The sequence below is a fragment of the Catonella sp. genome, assembly GCF_057250765.1.
This window is the reverse complement of record NZ_DBHIEC010000014.1, coordinates 17054-34092: the sequence shown is the minus strand read 5'-3', so window position 1 is coordinate 34092 and position 17039 is coordinate 17054. Positions and strand designations below refer to the sequence as shown.

General features: G+C 36.5%; 23 protein-coding genes. 9 read left to right on the top strand and 14 right to left on the bottom strand.

The features are described from left to right. Nucleotides 1–42: 42 nt before the first annotated feature. The 4 genes from ACO6HM_RS08395 to ACO6HM_RS08380 all read right to left on the bottom strand — a co-directional run bounded on the left by ACO6HM_RS08395 (nucleotide 43) and on the right by ACO6HM_RS08380 (nucleotide 2945). Nucleotides 43–264, bottom strand: coding sequence for a hypothetical protein (locus ACO6HM_RS08395; RefSeq protein WP_485390621.1), 222 nt, complete (start codon nucleotides 262–264; stop codon nucleotides 43–45). Nucleotides 265–392: 128 nt separating this feature from the next. Continuing rightward, nucleotides 393–1553 (bottom strand): CapA family protein, encoded by a 1161-nt coding sequence (locus tag ACO6HM_RS08390; RefSeq protein ID WP_485390620.1) that lies wholly within the window; start codon nucleotides 1551–1553, stop codon nucleotides 393–395. A gap of 157 nt (nucleotides 1554–1710) precedes the next feature. Continuing rightward, the gene (locus ACO6HM_RS08385; RefSeq protein WP_485390619.1) at nucleotides 1711–2346 is read right to left on the bottom strand and encodes a hypothetical protein; all 636 of its coding nucleotides are present in this window, start codon (nucleotides 2344–2346) and stop codon (nucleotides 1711–1713) included. 128 nt (nucleotides 2347–2474) lie between these two features. Next, nucleotides 2475–2945, bottom strand: a complete 471-nt coding sequence (locus tag ACO6HM_RS08380; protein WP_485390618.1) for a GNAT family N-acetyltransferase — start codon at nucleotides 2943–2945, stop codon at nucleotides 2475–2477. A 606-nt stretch (nucleotides 2946–3551) separates the two neighbouring features. On the opposite strand from ACO6HM_RS08380, the gene ACO6HM_RS08375 reads away from it, so the two are divergent. Then, nucleotides 3552–4196, top strand: a complete 645-nt coding sequence (locus ACO6HM_RS08375; protein WP_485390617.1) for a hypothetical protein — start codon at nucleotides 3552–3554, stop codon at nucleotides 4194–4196. Between the two features lie 274 nt (nucleotides 4197–4470). On the opposite strand, the gene ACO6HM_RS08370 is transcribed toward ACO6HM_RS08375, so the two are convergent. Together ACO6HM_RS08370 and ACO6HM_RS08365 are read right to left on the bottom strand one after the other, a co-directional pair. Beyond that, the gene (locus ACO6HM_RS08370) at nucleotides 4471–4905 is read right to left on the bottom strand and encodes an NTF2 fold immunity protein (RefSeq protein WP_485390616.1); all 435 of its coding nucleotides are present in this window, start codon (nucleotides 4903–4905) and stop codon (nucleotides 4471–4473) included. A 20-nt stretch (nucleotides 4906–4925) separates the two neighbouring features. Continuing rightward, nucleotides 4926–5783, bottom strand: a complete 858-nt coding sequence (locus ACO6HM_RS08365; RefSeq protein WP_485390615.1) for a LamG domain-containing protein — start codon at nucleotides 5781–5783, stop codon at nucleotides 4926–4928. A 297-nt stretch (nucleotides 5784–6080) separates the two neighbouring features. On the opposite strand from ACO6HM_RS08365, the gene ACO6HM_RS08360 reads away from it, so the two are divergent. After that, nucleotides 6081–6302: a helix-turn-helix domain-containing protein gene (locus tag ACO6HM_RS08360; RefSeq protein WP_485390614.1), complete on the top strand. Its 222-nt coding sequence runs from the start codon at nucleotides 6081–6083 to the stop codon at nucleotides 6300–6302. A 58-nt stretch (nucleotides 6303–6360) separates the two neighbouring features. Beyond that, nucleotides 6361–6702 (top strand): hypothetical protein, encoded by a 342-nt coding sequence (locus tag ACO6HM_RS08355; RefSeq protein WP_485390613.1) that lies wholly within the window; start codon nucleotides 6361–6363, stop codon nucleotides 6700–6702. Between the two features lie 29 nt (nucleotides 6703–6731). Here ACO6HM_RS08355 and ACO6HM_RS08350 read toward each other — a convergent pair whose 3' ends face one another. Further along, nucleotides 6732–7745, bottom strand: a complete 1014-nt coding sequence (locus tag ACO6HM_RS08350) for a hypothetical protein (RefSeq protein ID WP_485390612.1) — start codon at nucleotides 7743–7745, stop codon at nucleotides 6732–6734. Nucleotides 7746–7751: 6 nt separating this feature from the next. Next, nucleotides 7752–7919 (bottom strand): hypothetical protein, encoded by a 168-nt coding sequence (locus tag ACO6HM_RS08345; RefSeq protein WP_485390611.1) that lies wholly within the window; start codon nucleotides 7917–7919, stop codon nucleotides 7752–7754. 470 nt (nucleotides 7920–8389) lie between these two features. Here ACO6HM_RS08345 and ACO6HM_RS08340 point away from each other — a divergent pair, with 470 nt between their 5' ends. Then, nucleotides 8390–9358, top strand: a complete 969-nt coding sequence (locus tag ACO6HM_RS08340; protein WP_485390610.1) for a virulence RhuM family protein/type II toxin-antitoxin system death-on-curing family toxin — start codon at nucleotides 8390–8392, stop codon at nucleotides 9356–9358. 32 nt (nucleotides 9359–9390) lie between these two features. Here the strand turns inward: ACO6HM_RS08340 and ACO6HM_RS08335 are convergent, their stop codons facing one another. Genes ACO6HM_RS08335 through ACO6HM_RS08310 form a run of 6 tightly spaced genes read right to left on the bottom strand, consistent with a single transcriptional unit; the run spans nucleotide 9391 to nucleotide 12569 of the window. Next, entirely contained in the window at nucleotides 9391–9651 is a 261-nt protein-coding gene (locus ACO6HM_RS08335) for a hypothetical protein (RefSeq protein ID WP_485390609.1), read from the bottom strand. Between the two features lie 5 nt (nucleotides 9652–9656). Beyond that, nucleotides 9657–9971 carry a hypothetical protein gene (locus ACO6HM_RS08330; protein WP_485390608.1) on the bottom strand — a complete coding sequence of 105 codons (315 nt, stop codon included), beginning with the start codon at nucleotides 9969–9971 and terminating at the stop codon, nucleotides 9657–9659. After that, a complete protein-coding gene (locus tag ACO6HM_RS08325; RefSeq protein WP_485390607.1) occupies nucleotides 9964–10410 on the bottom strand; it encodes a hypothetical protein in 447 nt (148 codons plus the stop codon). Before ACO6HM_RS08325 ends, ACO6HM_RS08330 begins: the two co-directional genes overlap by 8 nt. A gap of 11 nt (nucleotides 10411–10421) precedes the next feature. After that, entirely contained in the window at nucleotides 10422–11111 is a 690-nt protein-coding gene (locus ACO6HM_RS08320) for a YjjG family noncanonical pyrimidine nucleotidase (protein ID WP_485390606.1), read from the bottom strand. Nucleotides 11112–11163: 52 nt separating this feature from the next. After that, nucleotides 11164–11973, bottom strand: coding sequence for a hypothetical protein (locus tag ACO6HM_RS08315; protein ID WP_485390605.1), 810 nt, complete (start codon nucleotides 11971–11973; stop codon nucleotides 11164–11166). 56 nt (nucleotides 11974–12029) lie between these two features. Beyond that, nucleotides 12030–12569: a prolyl-tRNA synthetase associated domain-containing protein gene (locus ACO6HM_RS08310; protein WP_485390604.1), complete on the bottom strand. Its 540-nt coding sequence runs from the start codon at nucleotides 12567–12569 to the stop codon at nucleotides 12030–12032. 196 nt (nucleotides 12570–12765) lie between these two features. Here ACO6HM_RS08310 and ACO6HM_RS08305 point away from each other — a divergent pair, with 196 nt between their 5' ends. Genes ACO6HM_RS08305 through ACO6HM_RS08285 form a run of 5 tightly spaced genes read left to right on the top strand, consistent with a single transcriptional unit; the run spans nucleotide 12766 to nucleotide 16946 of the window. Beyond that, nucleotides 12766–13473 carry a lantibiotic protection ABC transporter ATP-binding protein gene (locus ACO6HM_RS08305; RefSeq protein WP_485390603.1) on the top strand — a complete coding sequence of 236 codons (708 nt, stop codon included), beginning with the start codon at nucleotides 12766–12768 and terminating at the stop codon, nucleotides 13471–13473. Next, on the top strand, nucleotides 13463–14221 hold the full coding sequence (locus tag ACO6HM_RS08300) for a lantibiotic immunity ABC transporter MutE/EpiE family permease subunit (RefSeq protein ID WP_485390602.1): 759 nt from the start codon (nucleotides 13463–13465) through the stop codon (nucleotides 14219–14221). Before ACO6HM_RS08305 ends, ACO6HM_RS08300 begins: the two co-directional genes overlap by 11 nt. Then, complete coding sequence (locus ACO6HM_RS08295) at nucleotides 14214–14945, top strand: lantibiotic ABC transporter permease (RefSeq protein WP_485390601.1); 732 nt, start codon at nucleotides 14214–14216, stop codon at nucleotides 14943–14945. The genes ACO6HM_RS08300 and ACO6HM_RS08295 overlap by 8 nt, the downstream gene beginning before the upstream one ends. 1 nt (nucleotide 14946) lies before the next feature. After that, nucleotides 14947–15615: a response regulator transcription factor gene (locus tag ACO6HM_RS08290; RefSeq protein WP_485390600.1), complete on the top strand. Its 669-nt coding sequence runs from the start codon at nucleotides 14947–14949 to the stop codon at nucleotides 15613–15615. Further along, complete coding sequence (locus ACO6HM_RS08285) at nucleotides 15594–16946, top strand: sensor histidine kinase (RefSeq protein ID WP_485390599.1); 1353 nt, start codon at nucleotides 15594–15596, stop codon at nucleotides 16944–16946. The genes ACO6HM_RS08290 and ACO6HM_RS08285 overlap by 22 nt, the downstream gene beginning before the upstream one ends. Nucleotides 16947–17039 lie beyond the last annotated feature (93 nt).

Genomic DNA, 17039 nt, shown 5'->3' with positions numbered 1-17039 from the left:
CTTAATTGTAGCATTGTTAATAAGAAAATGCAAGTATAATATTTAATTTATAGCATCTACCTTTATTTTCCCCGCAGACTGCAAAAACCGTCTCTTCTTTTCAGTTCTTGATACCTCTTTATTAACATTCGAATCTGTTACACTAGTATTCTTAAAACCTATTACTGACACTGTTTTCATTTTATCAATCATATCTATCAGAACACGTATCCCATCATCAGTCATCTGATCAATCCTACTGTAAGCTTCCTGTTGTAATGTCATAATATCACCTCACTATCTCATAGTACTATTCTATAACAGTTCTTCTCTTGTATGATAAATATACAATATCGGCTGGTTTTTTTCAATAGTTTACGACTTTTGGGCTAAAACGCACAGTATTATCTATTCTATATCTGCTCCAATATATACTCCTTAACCTTCTCAAGCTTTGACTTCTTCCACTCACCTGTCTCTGCCTTATCTGCAAGCGGGCACATAATAAAGAAATCAAGCCCCTCTCCCTCGACTCTACCGCTCCTTTTAGGATTAAAAAAGTTCTCTCTCCACATCCTATCATCTGCATCCTTATATTCAGGCTTAAAATAAATCTGCTGCCTCTTATAAGCCGCAACCAGCATCTTAGCCGCAAGAGGTGCAAGGAGGTTGTATTCTTCTTCCTCCACATTTTCAAATATCCTAGGGAGCTTCTCCTTTACAACCCTCTCACACTCCCTGTCAATCCTAAGTCCAAAGGCTTCCCAAGTGTAATTGTCTTTCGTAAAATTAAGCTTTATAAGCAGTCCAAACTCTGTATTAAACTGAGCCCTCTGGTAATCCGTATCGAAGATGAAGTTTCCTAGCGAATAGAAAATGATTTTCTCTCCGACCTTTTCATAATTCATTGGCACGTGCGGGTGATGGGATACCACAATGTCAGCCCCCATTTCAAGGTATTTAAGGTACCTCTTTCTTGTGTAAGGAGAAGGAAGAGAAGTAAATTCCTCACCACCGTGAACTACCATTACACACCAGCGGCAACTTTTCTTAACTTCTTTTATTTTCTCCTCTATCATTGCCATTTCGTGCCACATAAAGCAGCCAGCCTTATCTACATCCGCAGGCTTACAGCCCCTTCTGTAGCCAACACTTATTAAACCTATTCCGCCTGCTTCATCCAGTATAAGCGCTTTTGAAGCTTCGTCTATGTTCATTCCTGCTCCTATGGTCCTTGCACCGTGTAGCCTGGCAAGCCTAAGCGTCTCACTCACTCCCGCCTCGCCTGCATCCATAATATGATTATTACAAATATTCCAGATATCTGCCCTCATCCTGTCAAGCACCTTAACTGCCTTCGGATTCATAGAATGAAGAAGCTGCCCTACACCTGTAGTATCCCCAAGTGAAGCCCTGTCTATTAAAGCCCCTTCCACATTGGCTATTACATGGTCACCACTATGCAGGAAATCAAGCACTTCCTCAGAAATAAGCTCCTCATCATCCCATTTTCCATCCATATATTTGTCAAACCCAATATCCCCTGTAAATACGAGGGAGGTCTTATCCTTCATGCTATACTCCTTTATTACCCAATTTACTTGTTCAATTATCTTTATATTTATTTTATCTAATTATTTTTTTGGACACTTCCCCATCAAATTTCTTAGGTTAAGGGGGTATAATTTTACATTTTTTCAAATTATACCCTCTTAACTTGCATTTTAAAATCTACTTCCAATCCCTAAGCATCTCTGCTTCATTCTTTAATACATTCTGTTTCTCTAATACTTCAAGCAAATTCTTTCTCTGTTCATCTGAAATATAGGTGTTTCTACCATTTTCCTCCGACAGTTTACGGCATTGCCTTATGGCTATCCCTATATGCGATAAGGTCAGCTTATCTTTTTTCTTTTTAAGTACTTCCGTAAAAATATCCCATACAAATCTCTCTTCATATACCCAGAAAAACGAGGCAATCCCCTGTAACACCTTAGGATTCTTTTGTACTTTACGCAAGGAATTCACATATTCTTTAGCTTTTTCTTCAACATTTTTTTCATTTTCTTCTGTTATTATTTCAGAGTTTATTATAAATAAATAAGCCCCTTGGATATACCTTGCACAAAACTGTTGAAGAGTGTAGAGATGCCGCCAGATATTCTCACTATCTGTTTCATCTTTTACCTCCGTAATATAGTCCTCTATATTCGATACAAACCACTCTTTTACAGGCTTAGTATTAGCTGTACCAAGTTCTGCACAGGCAGCCTTCATAAAAACAGTAGCGGCCGCCCTGCGCTCTTTTACATCTTCGTTTCGTAAACCCTCTAAGGCTTCATCCAGTACTTCTTTTGTGTATTTCATAATATTCTCTTTCCAGGGTTTATAATTTTTCTTAAAAATATACCTCAGTAAATTGTTAGCTTATGTTGCCTATATGAAAGTTCACTTTCAATATAGGCAAATACAGCTAACAATTAAATAGGTTTTTATTATATTATAATCTCCATCAATGTTGCTCTTGTTTTCATTCCCATTTTTTGATAGAATTTCAAGGCATTATCATTTCCTTCCCAAACATTTAATATTACTTCATAACAGTTCATTTTCTTAGCCTCTCCCTTTACAAATTCAAACAGTCTCTGACCTACTTTTTGTCCCTGTGCTATCTTATCCACACAGAGGTCATCTATAAAAATATTTCTATGTGGTTTCATGTTATTTGACACCGAAGTCTCTCTAATTACACAAAATACATATCCAATAACCACATCATCTTCATTAACTGCAACATAGACAGGTTTTGTATTATCCTTGAAAATCTCAGTCAATTCTGCTTTTGTATATTTTGTTGTGCCTGAAACAAAAATATCAGGGCGAATTGTGGCATGAAGCTCTAATACCTGATTTAATAATTCTATTACTTTAGATATGTCTTTTTCTTTTGCTCTTCTAATTTGCATTTTACCTTAACCTCGCTTTTCATTTTGTTCTTAATTGCAGTTGAATTTAATGTTAGTATAATTTCAGTATTTTTGCAAGTTAAATGGCAGGTATTACAACCGTAAAGTCCCGATAGTGGAAAATACATAGCTAAAATGGTATAATGTTGGAAAATTCTAAGTTGTAGGGCTGATGTGATTTTTATATTACTAAGTGACGCTCCTACCTTTTTGCATTGCTCATAGGCTTAGCTGCTTCGCAATGCGCCTCTGAGCAACGCAAAAACGGAGCTGATACCTTAAATTTATGCAAATAATAACCAGAATACTAAATTAAAGACAGCCACTCCAACCTGCCCCCATGTGGCTGATGTGTTTGTTTGCAATCATTCATCAATTAAACAGCCGGAGCTGATAATGCCTAAGCGAGCGCGTTAGGTTTTTCGTCATCATGTAAAAACTTAAAAATAGCACCTTGCAGAAAAACCGGAGCGAGTCTGGACATTTATCAGCGAAGGCGTGACTTAGTCAACAAAAAACACATTAGCCCTACAACTTCAAATTTGTATTTTACACGCAGTACCAGCCAATTAAATTAAGACATAACCACATTAAAGGAGGCCACAAATGACTACAAAAAAATTTGCTAAGTACCTTGAAAAGCAATGTAAAGAAATAATAAACTTTTCACTGGAACCTATCTTTGGAGAGTACGTAGTTCTTGTTTCAGGAAAAAGAGTTGGAGTAATTTATCAGGAAAAGCTCTATGTACTTTACGCTCCTACCTTTGAAAATGTAGAAGAAATGATTCCCGATTTTGAGACAGTTAATTTATTTTCTTGGGCATATCTTAGCTTTATTGAAATCAAGGATATCGAAGATAAAGAGAAACTACAAGACATCATAAACTATGTTTATCATGAGTTATATTTTGCCAAAGACATCGTTATCGACATAGGATTTTTATTTCAAAGCTTTAGGGGCTATCCTGATAGAATATATAAACTGTATCAGGAACACATTACTTTTCTGTACTTTGCTTACGAGAAAAAGCTGCTAAAGGTGGACCCTCTTGATTCTGAGGGAAGAATCATAAAGCTATCGTATACAAATAATGATTTAACACCTTACGGGCAGCAGATATTACACCCATTATATAGAAAGTGGCTAGCTTATACAGACAAAAATGATGCTGATTCCCTGAAAAGAGCCGCAAATGTTAAGCAATTAGAAAAATACTACAACAAGTTAACAGAGGACACAAGCATATAACCCTAAAACATTAGAGCGAATATGTAAAATAATATGGATTTTATTTTGTGAGGAATAAAATGGATTCTATTCCGATACTCCTCATCATCTAACACCCTAATATCCGCATGCAGAAGTTGATGAAAGAAAAGGGCTTTGAGAATAAAGACTATTGGCAAGCATATCAACAATGCATTGAAGGAGGAATTGGATAATTCAACTGTCGCAGAATTTGCGACAGTTCAAAATGAAGAGATGTTTCAGCAAATTGATGAAATGGGGGGGATTCCTGCATCTACAAAATCCCATTTACCCATTTTTTCTTCCAGTTACTCCATCTTTTATAACTGTCAATTTTCCAGCCGGTTTTCTTTTTAACAACAACGAATAAATAGCCTGTATCACCAAATTCTTTAGTTTCTGTCTTAAAGATAACTTCTGCTTTACGCTCATTTTTAAACTCAACTTTTGTTTCGTATGCAGATTCAATCCCTGAATATTCCGGAGGGCAGCCAAAGCTGCGGGGATTTCCACCATAAACGCGCTTTTTATCCGTACAATAAGCTTCAAAAACAGGTTGGTACTGCTTGTTAAATTCCTCAAACCAGTCTTTCTCATCATCTTCGTCTTCTTCTGACTTTAGATAAATATCAGTTTCTATTTCATTCATCTTTGTTGCAAATTCTAAGACTAACGCCGATAAATATTGTTTTAATTCTTTCTCGTCCATCTGCTTCTCCTTATTTACATTTAAGCCAATCCGGTACATACCGCATAAATAGTATCCTTTTTAGATGCAATAGCATACAAATTATCATTTACAATAATCATTTGCTGATATGCGGTTATTATATATTTTTCAAACTCTACCTCCTTAAATAACGAGCCATTATTTCGGTTTATTAAAATAGGTTTATTCTTTTCATTCGATAGTAAGACATAATCTTTATAAAATATAAAATTTGAAGTTCCTCTTGTGTTATAACGATACTTTATACTGCCATCTTGCAAATTAAGAGCGAAGAACTTGCCACCGTTGCCATCAGTTCCAAAATAAATAATACCGTTTTCTTCCTTTACTTCCGTATATAAATATCCGCCTGTTTTTGTTTTCCAGACAATCTCTCCTGAGTGAATATCTCTACAAGCCATAATAAAGGGAGAATGCATATACACTTCCAAGTCCCCGAATCTATAATTTTTACTATCATTATATATTTCCTTTACCGGCTCCGGTGACTGTCCTATTTCAACCAAGGCTGTATCCGAAACTTCAATAAGCTTTGCTATGTGGGGTATATATCCCTTGTACTTCTTTGTATTTAATATAAATCTTCCGCCATCTTCATACAGCAGAGCGTCCAAGGCAGAAAAGTATTTCTCCTGATAATAACATAAATGAGCTTTACTATGTTCCTTAAAATCCTTTGAAAACATATCCAACATAATATAGTTTGGCTTTCTTTTATCATCAGCCGGCTGTTCCTCCGGCACAGAGCCAAATGCATCGTGTAGGACTGCGATCTTTTCTTTTATTTGATAAATACCTATTATGCCATGGTGTATAAAATTAACACCTTCAAGTATAAGTGGATAAGCTCTTACCATATTACTGTCCTTTCATTTAATAGTACAATCATTACTGTGTGTTACCATAATTTTAACACTAATCTTAACTAAAGTCACTATTTATGTACACAAAATGGTATTGCTATGCCCCTTATCATTTAACCACCCAAAAGGAGTAACTACTCCGGGGACAAGCTTTATAATGTCCGTTAACCCTACGACTGGTTATAACATAGAAGATAAAATTCCAGTGATTTTCGAAAATCTTTTAAATCAATCCTTTTATTTAATTACGAAATGTGATATAATTTACTCAATGAGTAAAGGAGGTCTGCTATGGAAGAAAAGACATTTCAGAATAGGATGAGAGAACTGCGGGAATCTACAGGGCTTAATAGAAAAGAGTTTTGTGAGCAATTTGATATTCCTTACAGAACAGTGACAGAATGGGAGTTAGGGCATAGAAATGCTCCCCCGTATGTATTTAGATTTTTGGAATATTATATCCGCATGCAGGAGTTGATGAAAGAAAAGGATGTTGAGAAAAACATAAGATAGCGACATATGTGCGTGGAGTGACAGGTTTCAATAAATCTTAGTATAAGTAGGTGAATTTATGATTACTGGTGTTGATTATATCTTATATACGAATAAAAGCCAGGATGCTTTTACCAAAAAAATTAAAGAGAGTATTCCGTTCTGGAATAATCCATACATTGTTATTGATAATGAAGATGAAACAACGGATATTTTTATTTCCCGAAATGAAGAGATGTTTCAGCTAATGGATGAAAGGGGTTTTTATATTGATAAAGCGTCTGGTGAAGGCCCATTTTTACTGATTTTTAATAGTGGTTATTCATTAACCGTAAGCCGGATAACATTAGTACTTCCTGAGGAAATTGATGAGTCGAAATTTGCCAAGCAAGTGTACGATTGGATTAAGTCGATTCTTTAAAAATATATCAATAATATTCAACCTCCTGTTTACTCCTTTACTGTCATTTTACAAAGCACAAGCTTCTCCGTCTCATCACTGATAAATACACTGTTTTCTAAAACATCCATTATCCTGTATTTTGTAAAACCCCTTGGAAATGTAACATCAAGAAGTTCATTGTCAGATAGTCTAAGCAATTTTTGTTTTCCCTTCCATTCGTCTGTCTTAAATACAGGTGATAAAATAAGATATTCTTTATCAGCACTGAATTTCCCTCTCATGCCATGCTTACCGGGAAGCTTTGCAAGTTTTTCATTTCCCCAGATTTTCTTTTTGTAAATCCCGTCTTTAGTAATTTCCACATACCAATAAAACTTAAACTGAGATAGACCGCAAGGATTAATTATATCAGCTTCTATGAAGGCATAAATCGCCTCATCCTTTATCATAAGGCTGCCTATCTGCGGATAAGAGTAGTTAAAATCCATTTTATGATAAACACCATCTGCCTTTTCAAAGGATTCCATAAATCTCTTCCGTACTTTTTCCTCTGTAAACACAGGAGTTAAGGTACTATCCCAGCAAAGTGTATTGGTTTCACTGTCATAATTAAAAAATGTAAAGCTATTTGCCGCACAAACATCTCCACCCACCCTGCAGATAACAGGGAATTTCCCTTTTTCTGAAAGCGTGGAAATTTCTGTTATATACTCACCTGCACATTTATTCTTACTTTCTACCTTATGTATTTCTCCCGAATCAGATAATCTAAGAACTTCTCCATCTTCTCCGCAGGCAATTAAAATGTCGGAGCCTGCATCAAGCAACAAAGGATTGTTCCATTTTTTCTTTTGTACAGGAGAAGGTATAAATGTACTCTGCTCACCCTTTATCAGGAGAATACCATCGTTTCCTCCATCATTGCTGCACCAGATAACAAATTCATCTTTTCCTCTTGCAAAGTGATTTTTGGCATTTATAGGTGCGTACTGATATGCCAGACTTCCCAGCTTAAATCCCGGTAATGTCCATTCAGAAATCTTGTCTAAGTTTATCTTCATATTATTCTACCCCTGTCTCCTATTTGTATTGTTATAAAATAACTTAGCCTTCTCCTTTGAAAGCAACCCCTCATCCACGAGCCTGTTTACAAAATTATCTTCATATCTTTCAAAATCCTTTACCCCGATACCAATTGTATCCCAATGTTTTTCTTCATCATTCTCACGCCACAATCCTATAAATCCTTTCATAGTTTTGGTCGAATTTATGATAACATAATTTTATAGTTTTGTGTACTTTTTTTCTCGTTTATACTGACACTTTATTTTACCATTTATAACAAAACGATATTTTCTCACCTTAGTTTTTTTCTAGACTATCACATCATTATTACTGCCTGCATACTCCCGAAATACTTCGCAGACCTATAAAGTCTGATTTTTTAGTATCTTTACCAGTTAAGAGGTATAATTCTGACAAAACTTAAAGGACAAGTTTCAAGTACTTTCCAAAAAGATTTTAAATCAGCCCTTTCATTTGATTACGAAATGTGATATAATTTACTCAATGAGTAAAGGAAGCTGCTATTGAAGAAAAGACATTTCAGAATAGGATGAGAGAACTGCGGGAATATTATATCCTTATGTAGAAGTTGATGAAAGAAAAGGATGTTTAAAAAATGTAAGTGAGGAGGATGCAGAAAATGAAAGACAATAGTAATATAGGTAATGAGCTTATTCTATTTGAAACAGAAGACAGGGCTGTAACATTGACAGTACCAGTGAATCAAGAGATGGTTTGGCTGAGCAGAAATCAAATGGCTGAGCTATTTGACCGAGATATAAAGACTATTGGCAAGCATATCAATAATGCATTGCGGGAGGAATTGGATAACCAAGTGGTTGTCGCAAAATTTGCGACAACCACTGAACATGGCGCTATTGAGGGCAAAACACAAACACATATGACAGATTTTTATAACCTCGATGTTATCATCTCAGTCGGCTATCGTGTAAAATCTAAGCGTGGTGTGGAATTTCGTAAGTGGGCAAACTCCGTGTTAAGACAGTATATATTGAGGGGATATGCGGTGAATAATAATCGTATTGCACAGCTTGGCGAGGTAATACAGATTATGAAGCGTACACAGAATTCTTTGGATAGTAAGCAAGTGCTTTCAGTTATTGAGCGGTACAGTACTGCCCTAGATTTGTTGGATGCTTATGATCATCAGAATATGTCCAGACCAAGAGGCAATGCAGCGACATATGTGCTTACATATGAAGAATGTATGGATATAATTGCAAGTATGAGATTTGGTGATGAATCAGACATTTTTGGAAAAGAAAAAGATGGCTCATTTGAGGGAAGTATTGGCAATATCTATCAGTCTTTTGCAGGACAGGATTTATATCCGACTCTGGAGGAGAAGGCCGCGCATTTATTATATTTTGTAACAAAGAATCATAGCTTCTTAGATGGAAATAAAAGAATTGCTGCTACAGTATTTTTGTATTTTCTTGACAGAAATGGAGTGCTATTTATTGATGGCGAGAAAACAATTGATGACCATACACTTGTAGCCCTCACGATTATGATCGCTGAATCAAAACCGGATGAAATGGAAATGATGATTACAGTTATCATGAATTGCATGAAAAAGCTTTGCTAAAGATTTTAAGCAGTTAGAAAATGCTACGCCTGCTACATCCTTCCATCAGGAAATATAATCTGTCTTACTATATTGGTATTTGCCTCATATTTCTTATCATACTTAGAAGCCAATTCCTCAAACTCTTTGTTCTTCTTAGAGCTGCTTGTAAAAAATGCACATTGCTTGGTCTTAAGATTTAGCATAACAGGAAGTATGGTATCTGCACCACCGTTTCTAACGATTTGCTTTATTTCACCAGTTGTTAGCTTTCCTCTAAAATCAATTCTATCTTCTGAAAACAAAACTCCCATCACATCTACCCCTGTCTCCTATTTGTATTGTTATAAAATAACTTGACCCTCTCCTTTGAAAGCAACCCTTCATCCACGAGCCTGTTTACAAAATTATCTTCATATCTTTCAAAATCCTCTGCACAGCCTATATTTTGGGCAAGAAGTAATAGAGCAGCCTCTATCGTTTCTGATTGTAAATTATTCCTAAGCTCTTTTTCTATGTATTCGCATAAGCTGTCCAAAACCTTATAATTTTCTATGTCCGCCTTTTCAAAATCAGCGTTCCAGTCTATTGATTCAAGCTTTTGTTTTAAATAAAATAAATCAGTATTATTCATAATTATAATAATCCTTTACACCGATACCAATTGTATCCCAATGTTTTTCTTCATCATTCTCACGCCACAATCCTATACTTACATTTAGAAAAGAATAACAAAATCCTGCCTCGCTATCATCAACTTCCCTGTCATGTTCTGTAATTATCTCAATCAATTCATCTGCATCTGTTTCAAAAACTGATATGCCATAGATATACGGTCTGAGAATACCCTCAATTCCTGCAAGAAACTCAATGAATTCCAGTTTACCAGCTTTATCAAAATCGAGTCCTAATTCACTATTAAAATAAAAATGCCTATAGGAATCTCCCCCATAATTCTGAAAAATACTGTCTGGTTTCCCAAGCAGCTCCTGCACCTTATCTGCTTTCATTCCAAGTAAAATTTCTTTGTCATCAAGCTTTATCTTCTCAAGTGGAAATACTTCAGCTCTCATTCTGCTTCCTCCTATACTATCTCGCAAAGCTCGTGCAAATTTTTGATTATATAAGTTGGCTTAAGATTGGTATCATTTATATCTTCCTTAGGGTTGTACCAACAGGTGTCAATGCCTGCATTAACACCACCCTGTATATCACTTGTAAGCGAATCCCCTATAATAACCGCCTGACTTATATCATCTATTCCTGCCTTAGCTATTACCCTCTCAAAAAAATGAATGCTAGGCTTTTCATAGCCAACTTCCTCTGATATAAAAATGTTGTCAGCTATTTTATCAAGACCTGAACGCTCTAACTTCTTTTTCTGAGCAACGGCGGTCCCATTGGTCACAATGATAATTTGATAATTCTTCTTCTGAGCCTTTATTATTTCGAGGGCATCATCATTAAATGCTATAGTATCTCCGAGGGCAAGCTGATATGCCTTGTTAAATTCAGAGGCAACATCAGTCCTTATTCCCTCTTTTAAGAAGAATTCCTCGAATCTCTCCACCAGAATCCTCTCCTTTTCCATCTCGCCACATTCTAAGAGTTTCCAGTATTTTTTATTGATTTCTATGTAATGCGATAACATTTCATCTGTACACTCACCGAGGTTAAACTTCTCAAACAAAGTCCTTATCGCCCTCTTCTCTGCTTTTTCAAAGTTAAGTATGGTACCATCTATATCCCACAGCAAATATTTATATTTTGACATAAGCTTACTCCATTTAATTGATGTATTTAGGATAAATGTTTACCTTTGTAACTCAGCTACTTACTTTCATATCCTTTATCAGGTAATAAGTATCCTTAAACCTAAGATGCCATATTTTTTTATCAGCCGTAATTTCCTCGTATATATCATCCAGGGTATGTGCCGGTGCCAACATACCCAAAATATAGTCCTCCAATACAACTTCTCCTATTTTGTAAAGCTTATCAAGTAAAAGCCCCAAATCCTTGTGATTAAACCAACAGTCAGTATCAAGTGCATATTTTGTGTTACACATCTTACAGGCAATTTCGCTGTTAAAAAAATCCTCCATAGTCGGTTTATCCTTTTGCAAAAGCCTTGTGCAGGCAAGGTGATATTCTATCTTTCGAGGACTCACATCAACATCTGAAACAAAAATCACTCCGTATTCATTTTCAAATTTAACTGCAAGCACATCTCCTACCTTAAAATACGGCTCTCTCTTTATTTTTGTCTTTGGTACTTTAAGAGGCTTTGGATTCTCGCTTTGCAGCTGAACAGCCAGTTTATCAAGTACTTTCTGTCTTTGATTTTTTGCCTTACAGTCAATTTCAAGCCAGAACTCATCTGCTCCATTTTCTACTATTTTAAGAGCCTTAGTTTTTATTTCCTCCGGTAAATGCCCTATCTTCCACAAAGAATAAGCAAAGGCTGTCCAATAAATCTCTGTATAAAAGCTATCTGTGCAAAAATTTTTCTCATCATTTAACACATCTTCAATTATCTTCTCGACATCTTCTCCATTTTTATATCTATCTACAATTGTATTGTAAATATCATAACCGTCATCACTGTCAATTATCTTTACCCCATCGATTGCCATAATAACCTCCTGTCCACTCAGAAATCTTATCTGATTTTATCTTCATAACAGCTCCCCTATACCTCAATCACTGTTATCTCATGCTTTGTAAAAGGTATGTATTTCTCCAAAACATCTGAAGTTTTAAGCTTCATATAGCTGGTTGTAGTGCTGTCGGTGCAGCCATACCACTCATTTTTAAGCACCTCTTTGTCAAATACAATCCTCACCTTATTTTCTGTGTCAATAATACTGCTAAGCACCGTTGTTGCCCCAATCTTTGTGCCAAGCATACTAAAGAGCAGCTCTTCCGTGGCAAATGAAACCCTTGATATTCCAAGTGCAGAGCTAAAATCCTTGGTTACAAAAGGCTTACCGTCAAGGGTTACAAATAAATAAAAATTAGTCTGCTGCCTATTGCATAAAAACAGGGTTTTAACTGTCTTCATGTCAAGCCTCTCGTTGATTAGAACACAGTCCTCCATTGTGATAGCAGGGTCATTGTCCACCCTCTCAAAGTGAATATCAAGGTCTGCAAATGTCTCATAAATCCTTTGCTGAAGCTCACTCTGAAAATTCTCCGGCGCCTTGGTTTTTACTTCACTCACATAAAACATAATCCATCTCCTATATTATCCCACAAGCTATAGTCGTCCTGTACTATATTTTAAATGAAATGCGTAGAAGTTACAAGATAAAATTGTCTAAGGAACAAGTATTTCCTGCTCTACACTTTTTTCAAAAATCTTATTCCGGTTATAATTTAGTTATTTTTGTGTTTTACAATGCACACATAGAAAAGGAGGAAATAACATGAGTATAATGCTTGAAACAAAGGGACTTACCAAAAAGTACAAACATCAAACAGCCCTTAACAATGTATCTATTCAGGTGGAAAAAGGCAGTGTATACGGTCTGCTTGGTCCAAACGGAGCCGGTAAGTCCACGCTCTTAAAGCTGATAACGAGGATGATTCCTAAAAGTTCTGGCAGTATTTTCTTTGAAGGACACGAGCTAAATACTAACGATTTACTTAAAATAGGTGCAATAATCGAAGCTCCAGCAATTTACCTAAACTTAACAGCTTACGAGAATTTGGAGGTTCTTACTACCCTGCTAAACCTTGATAAATCAAGGATTAACGAGGTTCTGAATCTGGTAGGCTTAGAAAATAACAGTAAGAAAATAGCAAAAGAATTTTCTTTGGGAATGAAGCAGAGGCTTGGTATCGCTATGGCACTAATAAACTCCCCATCCCTTCTCATCCTTGATGAGCCTACCAACGGACTTGACCCCCTTGGCATACAGGAGCTTAGAGAACTCATCAAATCTTTAGCAGGGCAGGGAATTACAATTATTTTATCAAGCCATATTTTGAGTGAAGTCTGGCAGGTAGCAGACAGAATCGGAATAATCAACAAAGGGCATCTAAGTTATGAGGGCGAGAATCATACAGACAGCAATACCTTAGAAGCTTTATTTATGGAAATTATAAAAAAGGATGTGAGTAATGATGATTAATTTGATTAAAGCGGAATTTATCAAGGAAAAAAGAGGGGCAAATTTCAAGCTTATATTCATTGTACCTGTGGTGTTTGTAGTATTTAACCTGCTTATGGTAAGCCTTATGGGACAAAGCCCTGAAGGAAAAAGTTATATCTTAGCTACATCATTTAACTGGTATCCTGTTATGATTCTGCCTATTGTCCTAAGCCTTTTAGCTGTAAATATTATGGCTAAAGAGAAGCCTGAACATCTTGGTAGGTATAACAGTATGAATCTAAGCATAGGCAAGATGATGATAGCAAAGAATATCGTAGTTTTTTCAGAGCTTTTTGCCATACTTTTTATCTCATCTTTACTCATATATATTATAGGGAAGATGGTACTTGGCGAAACAATCTTCATTCACACGCTTATTATAGCTACACTTTGTCTATTTGTTGGAAGCCTGCCCATTGCCACCTTATCTCTCCTTATATACAGGCTGTTTAACAAAAGGCTTCCCGTTATTATAATCAACTTCCTGTTCACCTTTCCATCTGCGGTAATTGCAGTTACTAACCACTGGGAGTTCTTTCCCTGGGCTTACAACCTTCGTATACTAAGCCCCATTATAGGAGTGCATCCAAACGGCACCTTCCTTAACCCAGATTCTCCTATGATGGAAATAGGAGCGGTTTACACAGGTTTATTAATCAGCATTGCTGTTTGGCTGGTCACAGATATATTGATTTTGATTAAAGAAAGAAGAAAAATCCATGCTTAATATTTTAGTCTCCTACTTTAAGAGAACCAAAAGGACTCCTGTCAGGGTAGTGGTATTTCTCTGCCCCCTGCTGTTTTCCTTTATTTTCAACGCCTACCTGCAGACCTCTGCCCTCTTAAGAGGAAAGGAAATCACATCATTTTATGCGGTATTTACCATACTTGCCTGCTTTTCAATAAGCTTCTTTGTACCAATGCTGTATGATATTGACAAAAAGGCAGGAAGCTATGCCAACGACTTAAGGTGCGGTATTGGCAGAATTAAGCTGTTTCTTACCAGATTTCTCTTTATCCTCCTGCTTGTAGTAGTAATCGAGCTAATTGCCACCCTGCCTTTTTTGACATTTTTATTACTTAGGGGTATAACTGTTTCCGGCATTCATTTTATCCTGTGTGCGAGCATTTGTCCGGTAACTTTTATGTGCCTTATCCCCATTTATCAGTTCGTTAGCCTCAAATACAGCTATTCCGGAAGCATACTTGTGGGAGCCATCTCTACACTCACAGCCATTTTGCTTGGAACAACAGACCTAGGGCAGGGTATCTGGTATTTTTGCCCCTTTGTCTATCCTGTTAAGCTGATTTTTGGGTATATAAGGAGGCAATTTACACCAACGGAGGTACTGCTTTTTCTTGCCTTAGCCCTTTTTATAGCCTTAGTGGCTTTACCTCTGCTTTGTTTTTGGTATAATAATTGGGACGGCACTACTAAGATGGAGGAATGAGATGAGACTTCTGATAATTGATGATGATAAGGATTTGCTAAAGCTACTTAAGCTGACTTTTGAAAAGGAGTACGAAGTTGATACCGCTCCTCTGGCAAAGTCTGTGAAGCCTGAAGTGCTTGGTAAGTATGACCTTATTATTCTTGATGTTATGATGGAGGAAATGAGCGGCTTTGACTTCCTTGCAAAATACAGGAGCCTAGTAGACGCCCCCATTATCCTGCTTACAGCAAAGGATTTTGAAAAGGATAAGCTTGAGGGGCTTGCCCTGGGCGCGGATGATTACCTTACCAAGCCTTTTTCTCTGGCTGAAATCAGAGCAAGGATAGCCGCCCATATAAGGCGTGAAAACAGGGAAAGGCACTCAAGGCTGGTGGATTATCCTATATCCTGCGATTTGCTTTCTAAGAAAATCTTTTGTGGTGATATGGAAATTGAGCTTACAAACAGTGAGTATGAAATCTGTGAGCTCCTCTTAAAGAATAGAAACTCTGTATTTTCAAAAGAGAAAATCTATACTACAATTTATGGTTATGATGCAGAGGGCGACAGCTCTACTACCATAACCGAGAGAGTCAAGCTTATAAGGAGTAAATTTGCAACATTTAATATAGATCCGATAAAAACTATATGGGGAGTGGGTTATCAATGGGAAATAAAAGAAGTTTAACATATTTAGTCTGGAAATATGCGGCTCTTGAGCTTGCTTATACCTTTGGAGTCATTATACTTTTCTTTGCAGGCCTTAGTTTACTTGCAGTTAACGGCATCATCTACCCTGCCAACTATGCAAGTTCAAATGCCTCCATCATCGAAAAAGAGTTTAACGGGGGCAGCCTGAATGTGAGTGATATCCCGTTTTATTATGATTATCTGTATATGGAAAATGGCAGAGTAATACAGGATACCATAGGAGATAATTATAAGGCAGAGGTAGAAATGGCCTTAAAAACAGGCTCCTCATCCACCAATACAATCATCGGAGCCAAGTATTTCAAGGCTTATACAAAGGGTGGTAAAACTCTGGTAATAAAATACCGTGTCAGTGCAATATTTGCAATCAAAGGCCTGTACAAGCTTGTGAACAATTTCGAGAGCCTCTACATCCTTTTCACCTTGTTTATATGGATGGTTGGCTTTGTTCTGCTGATTATAAGGCTGTCAAAGCTGTTAAGAAGAGAAATTAAAAAGATTGCCTCTGCCAATGAAAATATTAAAAAGATGGATTTGGATTACACAAGGGAGTCTTCTAAATACAGGGAAATTGACGGTGTGCTGACCTCCATTGATGTGCTGGCAAATAATCTGAAAGTCTCACTTAACAGGCAGTGGGATATACAAAATGCTCAAAAAGAGCTGATAGACTCAGTTGTCCATGACATCCGCACTCCTATCACCCTGATAAAGGGCAATTTTGAGCTTTTACAGGAGGAAAACCCTGACCTTTCATCTGAGAGGTTTGCAGATATTACAAATGGTATGACCAGGCTTGAAGGCTATATTCGTAAGCTAACGAACTTTTCATATCTAATAGAGGGTAAGAAGGATACAGTAAGCGAGAGTGTTATTGATTACTGGATAGATGTAATTTCAGCCATATGCAGGGCAAATGAGTTTAATGTGAATATAGTGCAAAGGAACTCTTCAGCGGTAAAGCTTGATAAGGAAGCAATAGCCGTAGCTTTGCAAAACATTGTAAACAACTCTGTAGAACATTCCACAAAGGGCAGTGATATTTCAGTTGCATTTAACGACACTGTAACTCAGTTTGAAATAGTTATAAGGGATGAAGGAAACGGCTTTGATGAGAGCCTAATCCCTGTACTTACCGAAAAATTCATATCAAGCAAGGAGACTGATGAAACTTCAAAACACGGTATCGGTCTGTCAATCGTAAAAAGGATAGTTACTGCAAATGATGGAGATTTGTACTTAAAGAATTATTCAGATATAAAAAGCGGCGCCGAGGTAATAATGGTTTTTAGGAAAAATCTCAGTTAACAGGAAGAAGAGGACCACCTTTAGTCATATTGACTTTTTTTATCAATAAGTTAGATTTTACTAACTGTTATATTGCATTTATTCTGTCTACTT

Excerpts from the sequence above, each read along its gene's own strand:
- ACO6HM_RS08375 (WP_485390617.1), top strand. The coding sequence starts at position 3,552 with ATGACTACAAAAAAATTTGCTAAGTACCTTGAAAAGCAATGTAAAGAA.
- ACO6HM_RS08285 (WP_485390599.1), top strand. The coding sequence starts at position 15,594 with ATGGGAAATAAAAGAAGTTTAACATATTTAGTCTGGAAATATGCGGCT.
- ACO6HM_RS08350 (WP_485390612.1), bottom strand. The coding sequence starts at position 7,745 with ATGAAGATAAACTTAGACAAGATTTCTGAATGGACATTACCGGGATTT.
- ACO6HM_RS08365 (WP_485390615.1), bottom strand. The coding sequence starts at position 5,783 with ATGGTAAGAGCTTATCCACTTATACTTGAAGGTGTTAATTTTATACAC.
- ACO6HM_RS08310 (WP_485390604.1), bottom strand. The coding sequence starts at position 12,569 with ATGTTTTATGTGAGTGAAGTAAAAACCAAGGCGCCGGAGAATTTTCAG.
- ACO6HM_RS08355 (WP_485390613.1), top strand. The coding sequence starts at position 6,361 with ATGATTACTGGTGTTGATTATATCTTATATACGAATAAAAGCCAGGAT.
- ACO6HM_RS08395 (WP_485390621.1), bottom strand. The coding sequence starts at position 264 with ATGACATTACAACAGGAAGCTTACAGTAGGATTGATCAGATGACTGAT.
- ACO6HM_RS08300 (WP_485390602.1), top strand. The coding sequence starts at position 13,463 with ATGATGATTAATTTGATTAAAGCGGAATTTATCAAGGAAAAAAGAGGG.
- ACO6HM_RS08315 (WP_485390605.1), bottom strand. The coding sequence starts at position 11,973 with ATGGCAATCGATGGGGTAAAGATAATTGACAGTGATGACGGTTATGAT.
- ACO6HM_RS08335 (WP_485390609.1), bottom strand. The coding sequence starts at position 9,651 with ATGGGAGTTTTGTTTTCAGAAGATAGAATTGATTTTAGAGGAAAGCTA.
- ACO6HM_RS08290 (WP_485390600.1), top strand. The coding sequence starts at position 14,947 with ATGAGACTTCTGATAATTGATGATGATAAGGATTTGCTAAAGCTACTT.
- ACO6HM_RS08330 (WP_485390608.1), bottom strand. The coding sequence starts at position 9,971 with ATGAATAATACTGATTTATTTTATTTAAAACAAAAGCTTGAATCAATA.
- ACO6HM_RS08295 (WP_485390601.1), top strand. The coding sequence starts at position 14,214 with ATGCTTAATATTTTAGTCTCCTACTTTAAGAGAACCAAAAGGACTCCT.
- ACO6HM_RS08325 (WP_485390607.1), bottom strand. The coding sequence starts at position 10,410 with ATGAGAGCTGAAGTATTTCCACTTGAGAAGATAAAGCTTGATGACAAA.
- ACO6HM_RS08360 (WP_485390614.1), top strand. The coding sequence starts at position 6,081 with ATGGAAGAAAAGACATTTCAGAATAGGATGAGAGAACTGCGGGAATCT.
- ACO6HM_RS08370 (WP_485390616.1), bottom strand. The coding sequence starts at position 4,905 with ATGGACGAGAAAGAATTAAAACAATATTTATCGGCGTTAGTCTTAGAA.
- ACO6HM_RS08340 (WP_485390610.1), top strand. The coding sequence starts at position 8,390 with ATGAAAGACAATAGTAATATAGGTAATGAGCTTATTCTATTTGAAACA.
- ACO6HM_RS08385 (WP_485390619.1), bottom strand. The coding sequence starts at position 2,346 with ATGAAATACACAAAAGAAGTACTGGATGAAGCCTTAGAGGGTTTACGA.
- ACO6HM_RS08380 (WP_485390618.1), bottom strand. The coding sequence starts at position 2,945 with ATGCAAATTAGAAGAGCAAAAGAAAAAGACATATCTAAAGTAATAGAA.
- ACO6HM_RS08390 (WP_485390620.1), bottom strand. The coding sequence starts at position 1,553 with ATGAAGGATAAGACCTCCCTCGTATTTACAGGGGATATTGGGTTTGAC.
- ACO6HM_RS08305 (WP_485390603.1), top strand. The coding sequence starts at position 12,766 with ATGAGTATAATGCTTGAAACAAAGGGACTTACCAAAAAGTACAAACAT.
- ACO6HM_RS08320 (WP_485390606.1), bottom strand. The coding sequence starts at position 11,111 with ATGTCAAAATATAAATATTTGCTGTGGGATATAGATGGTACCATACTT.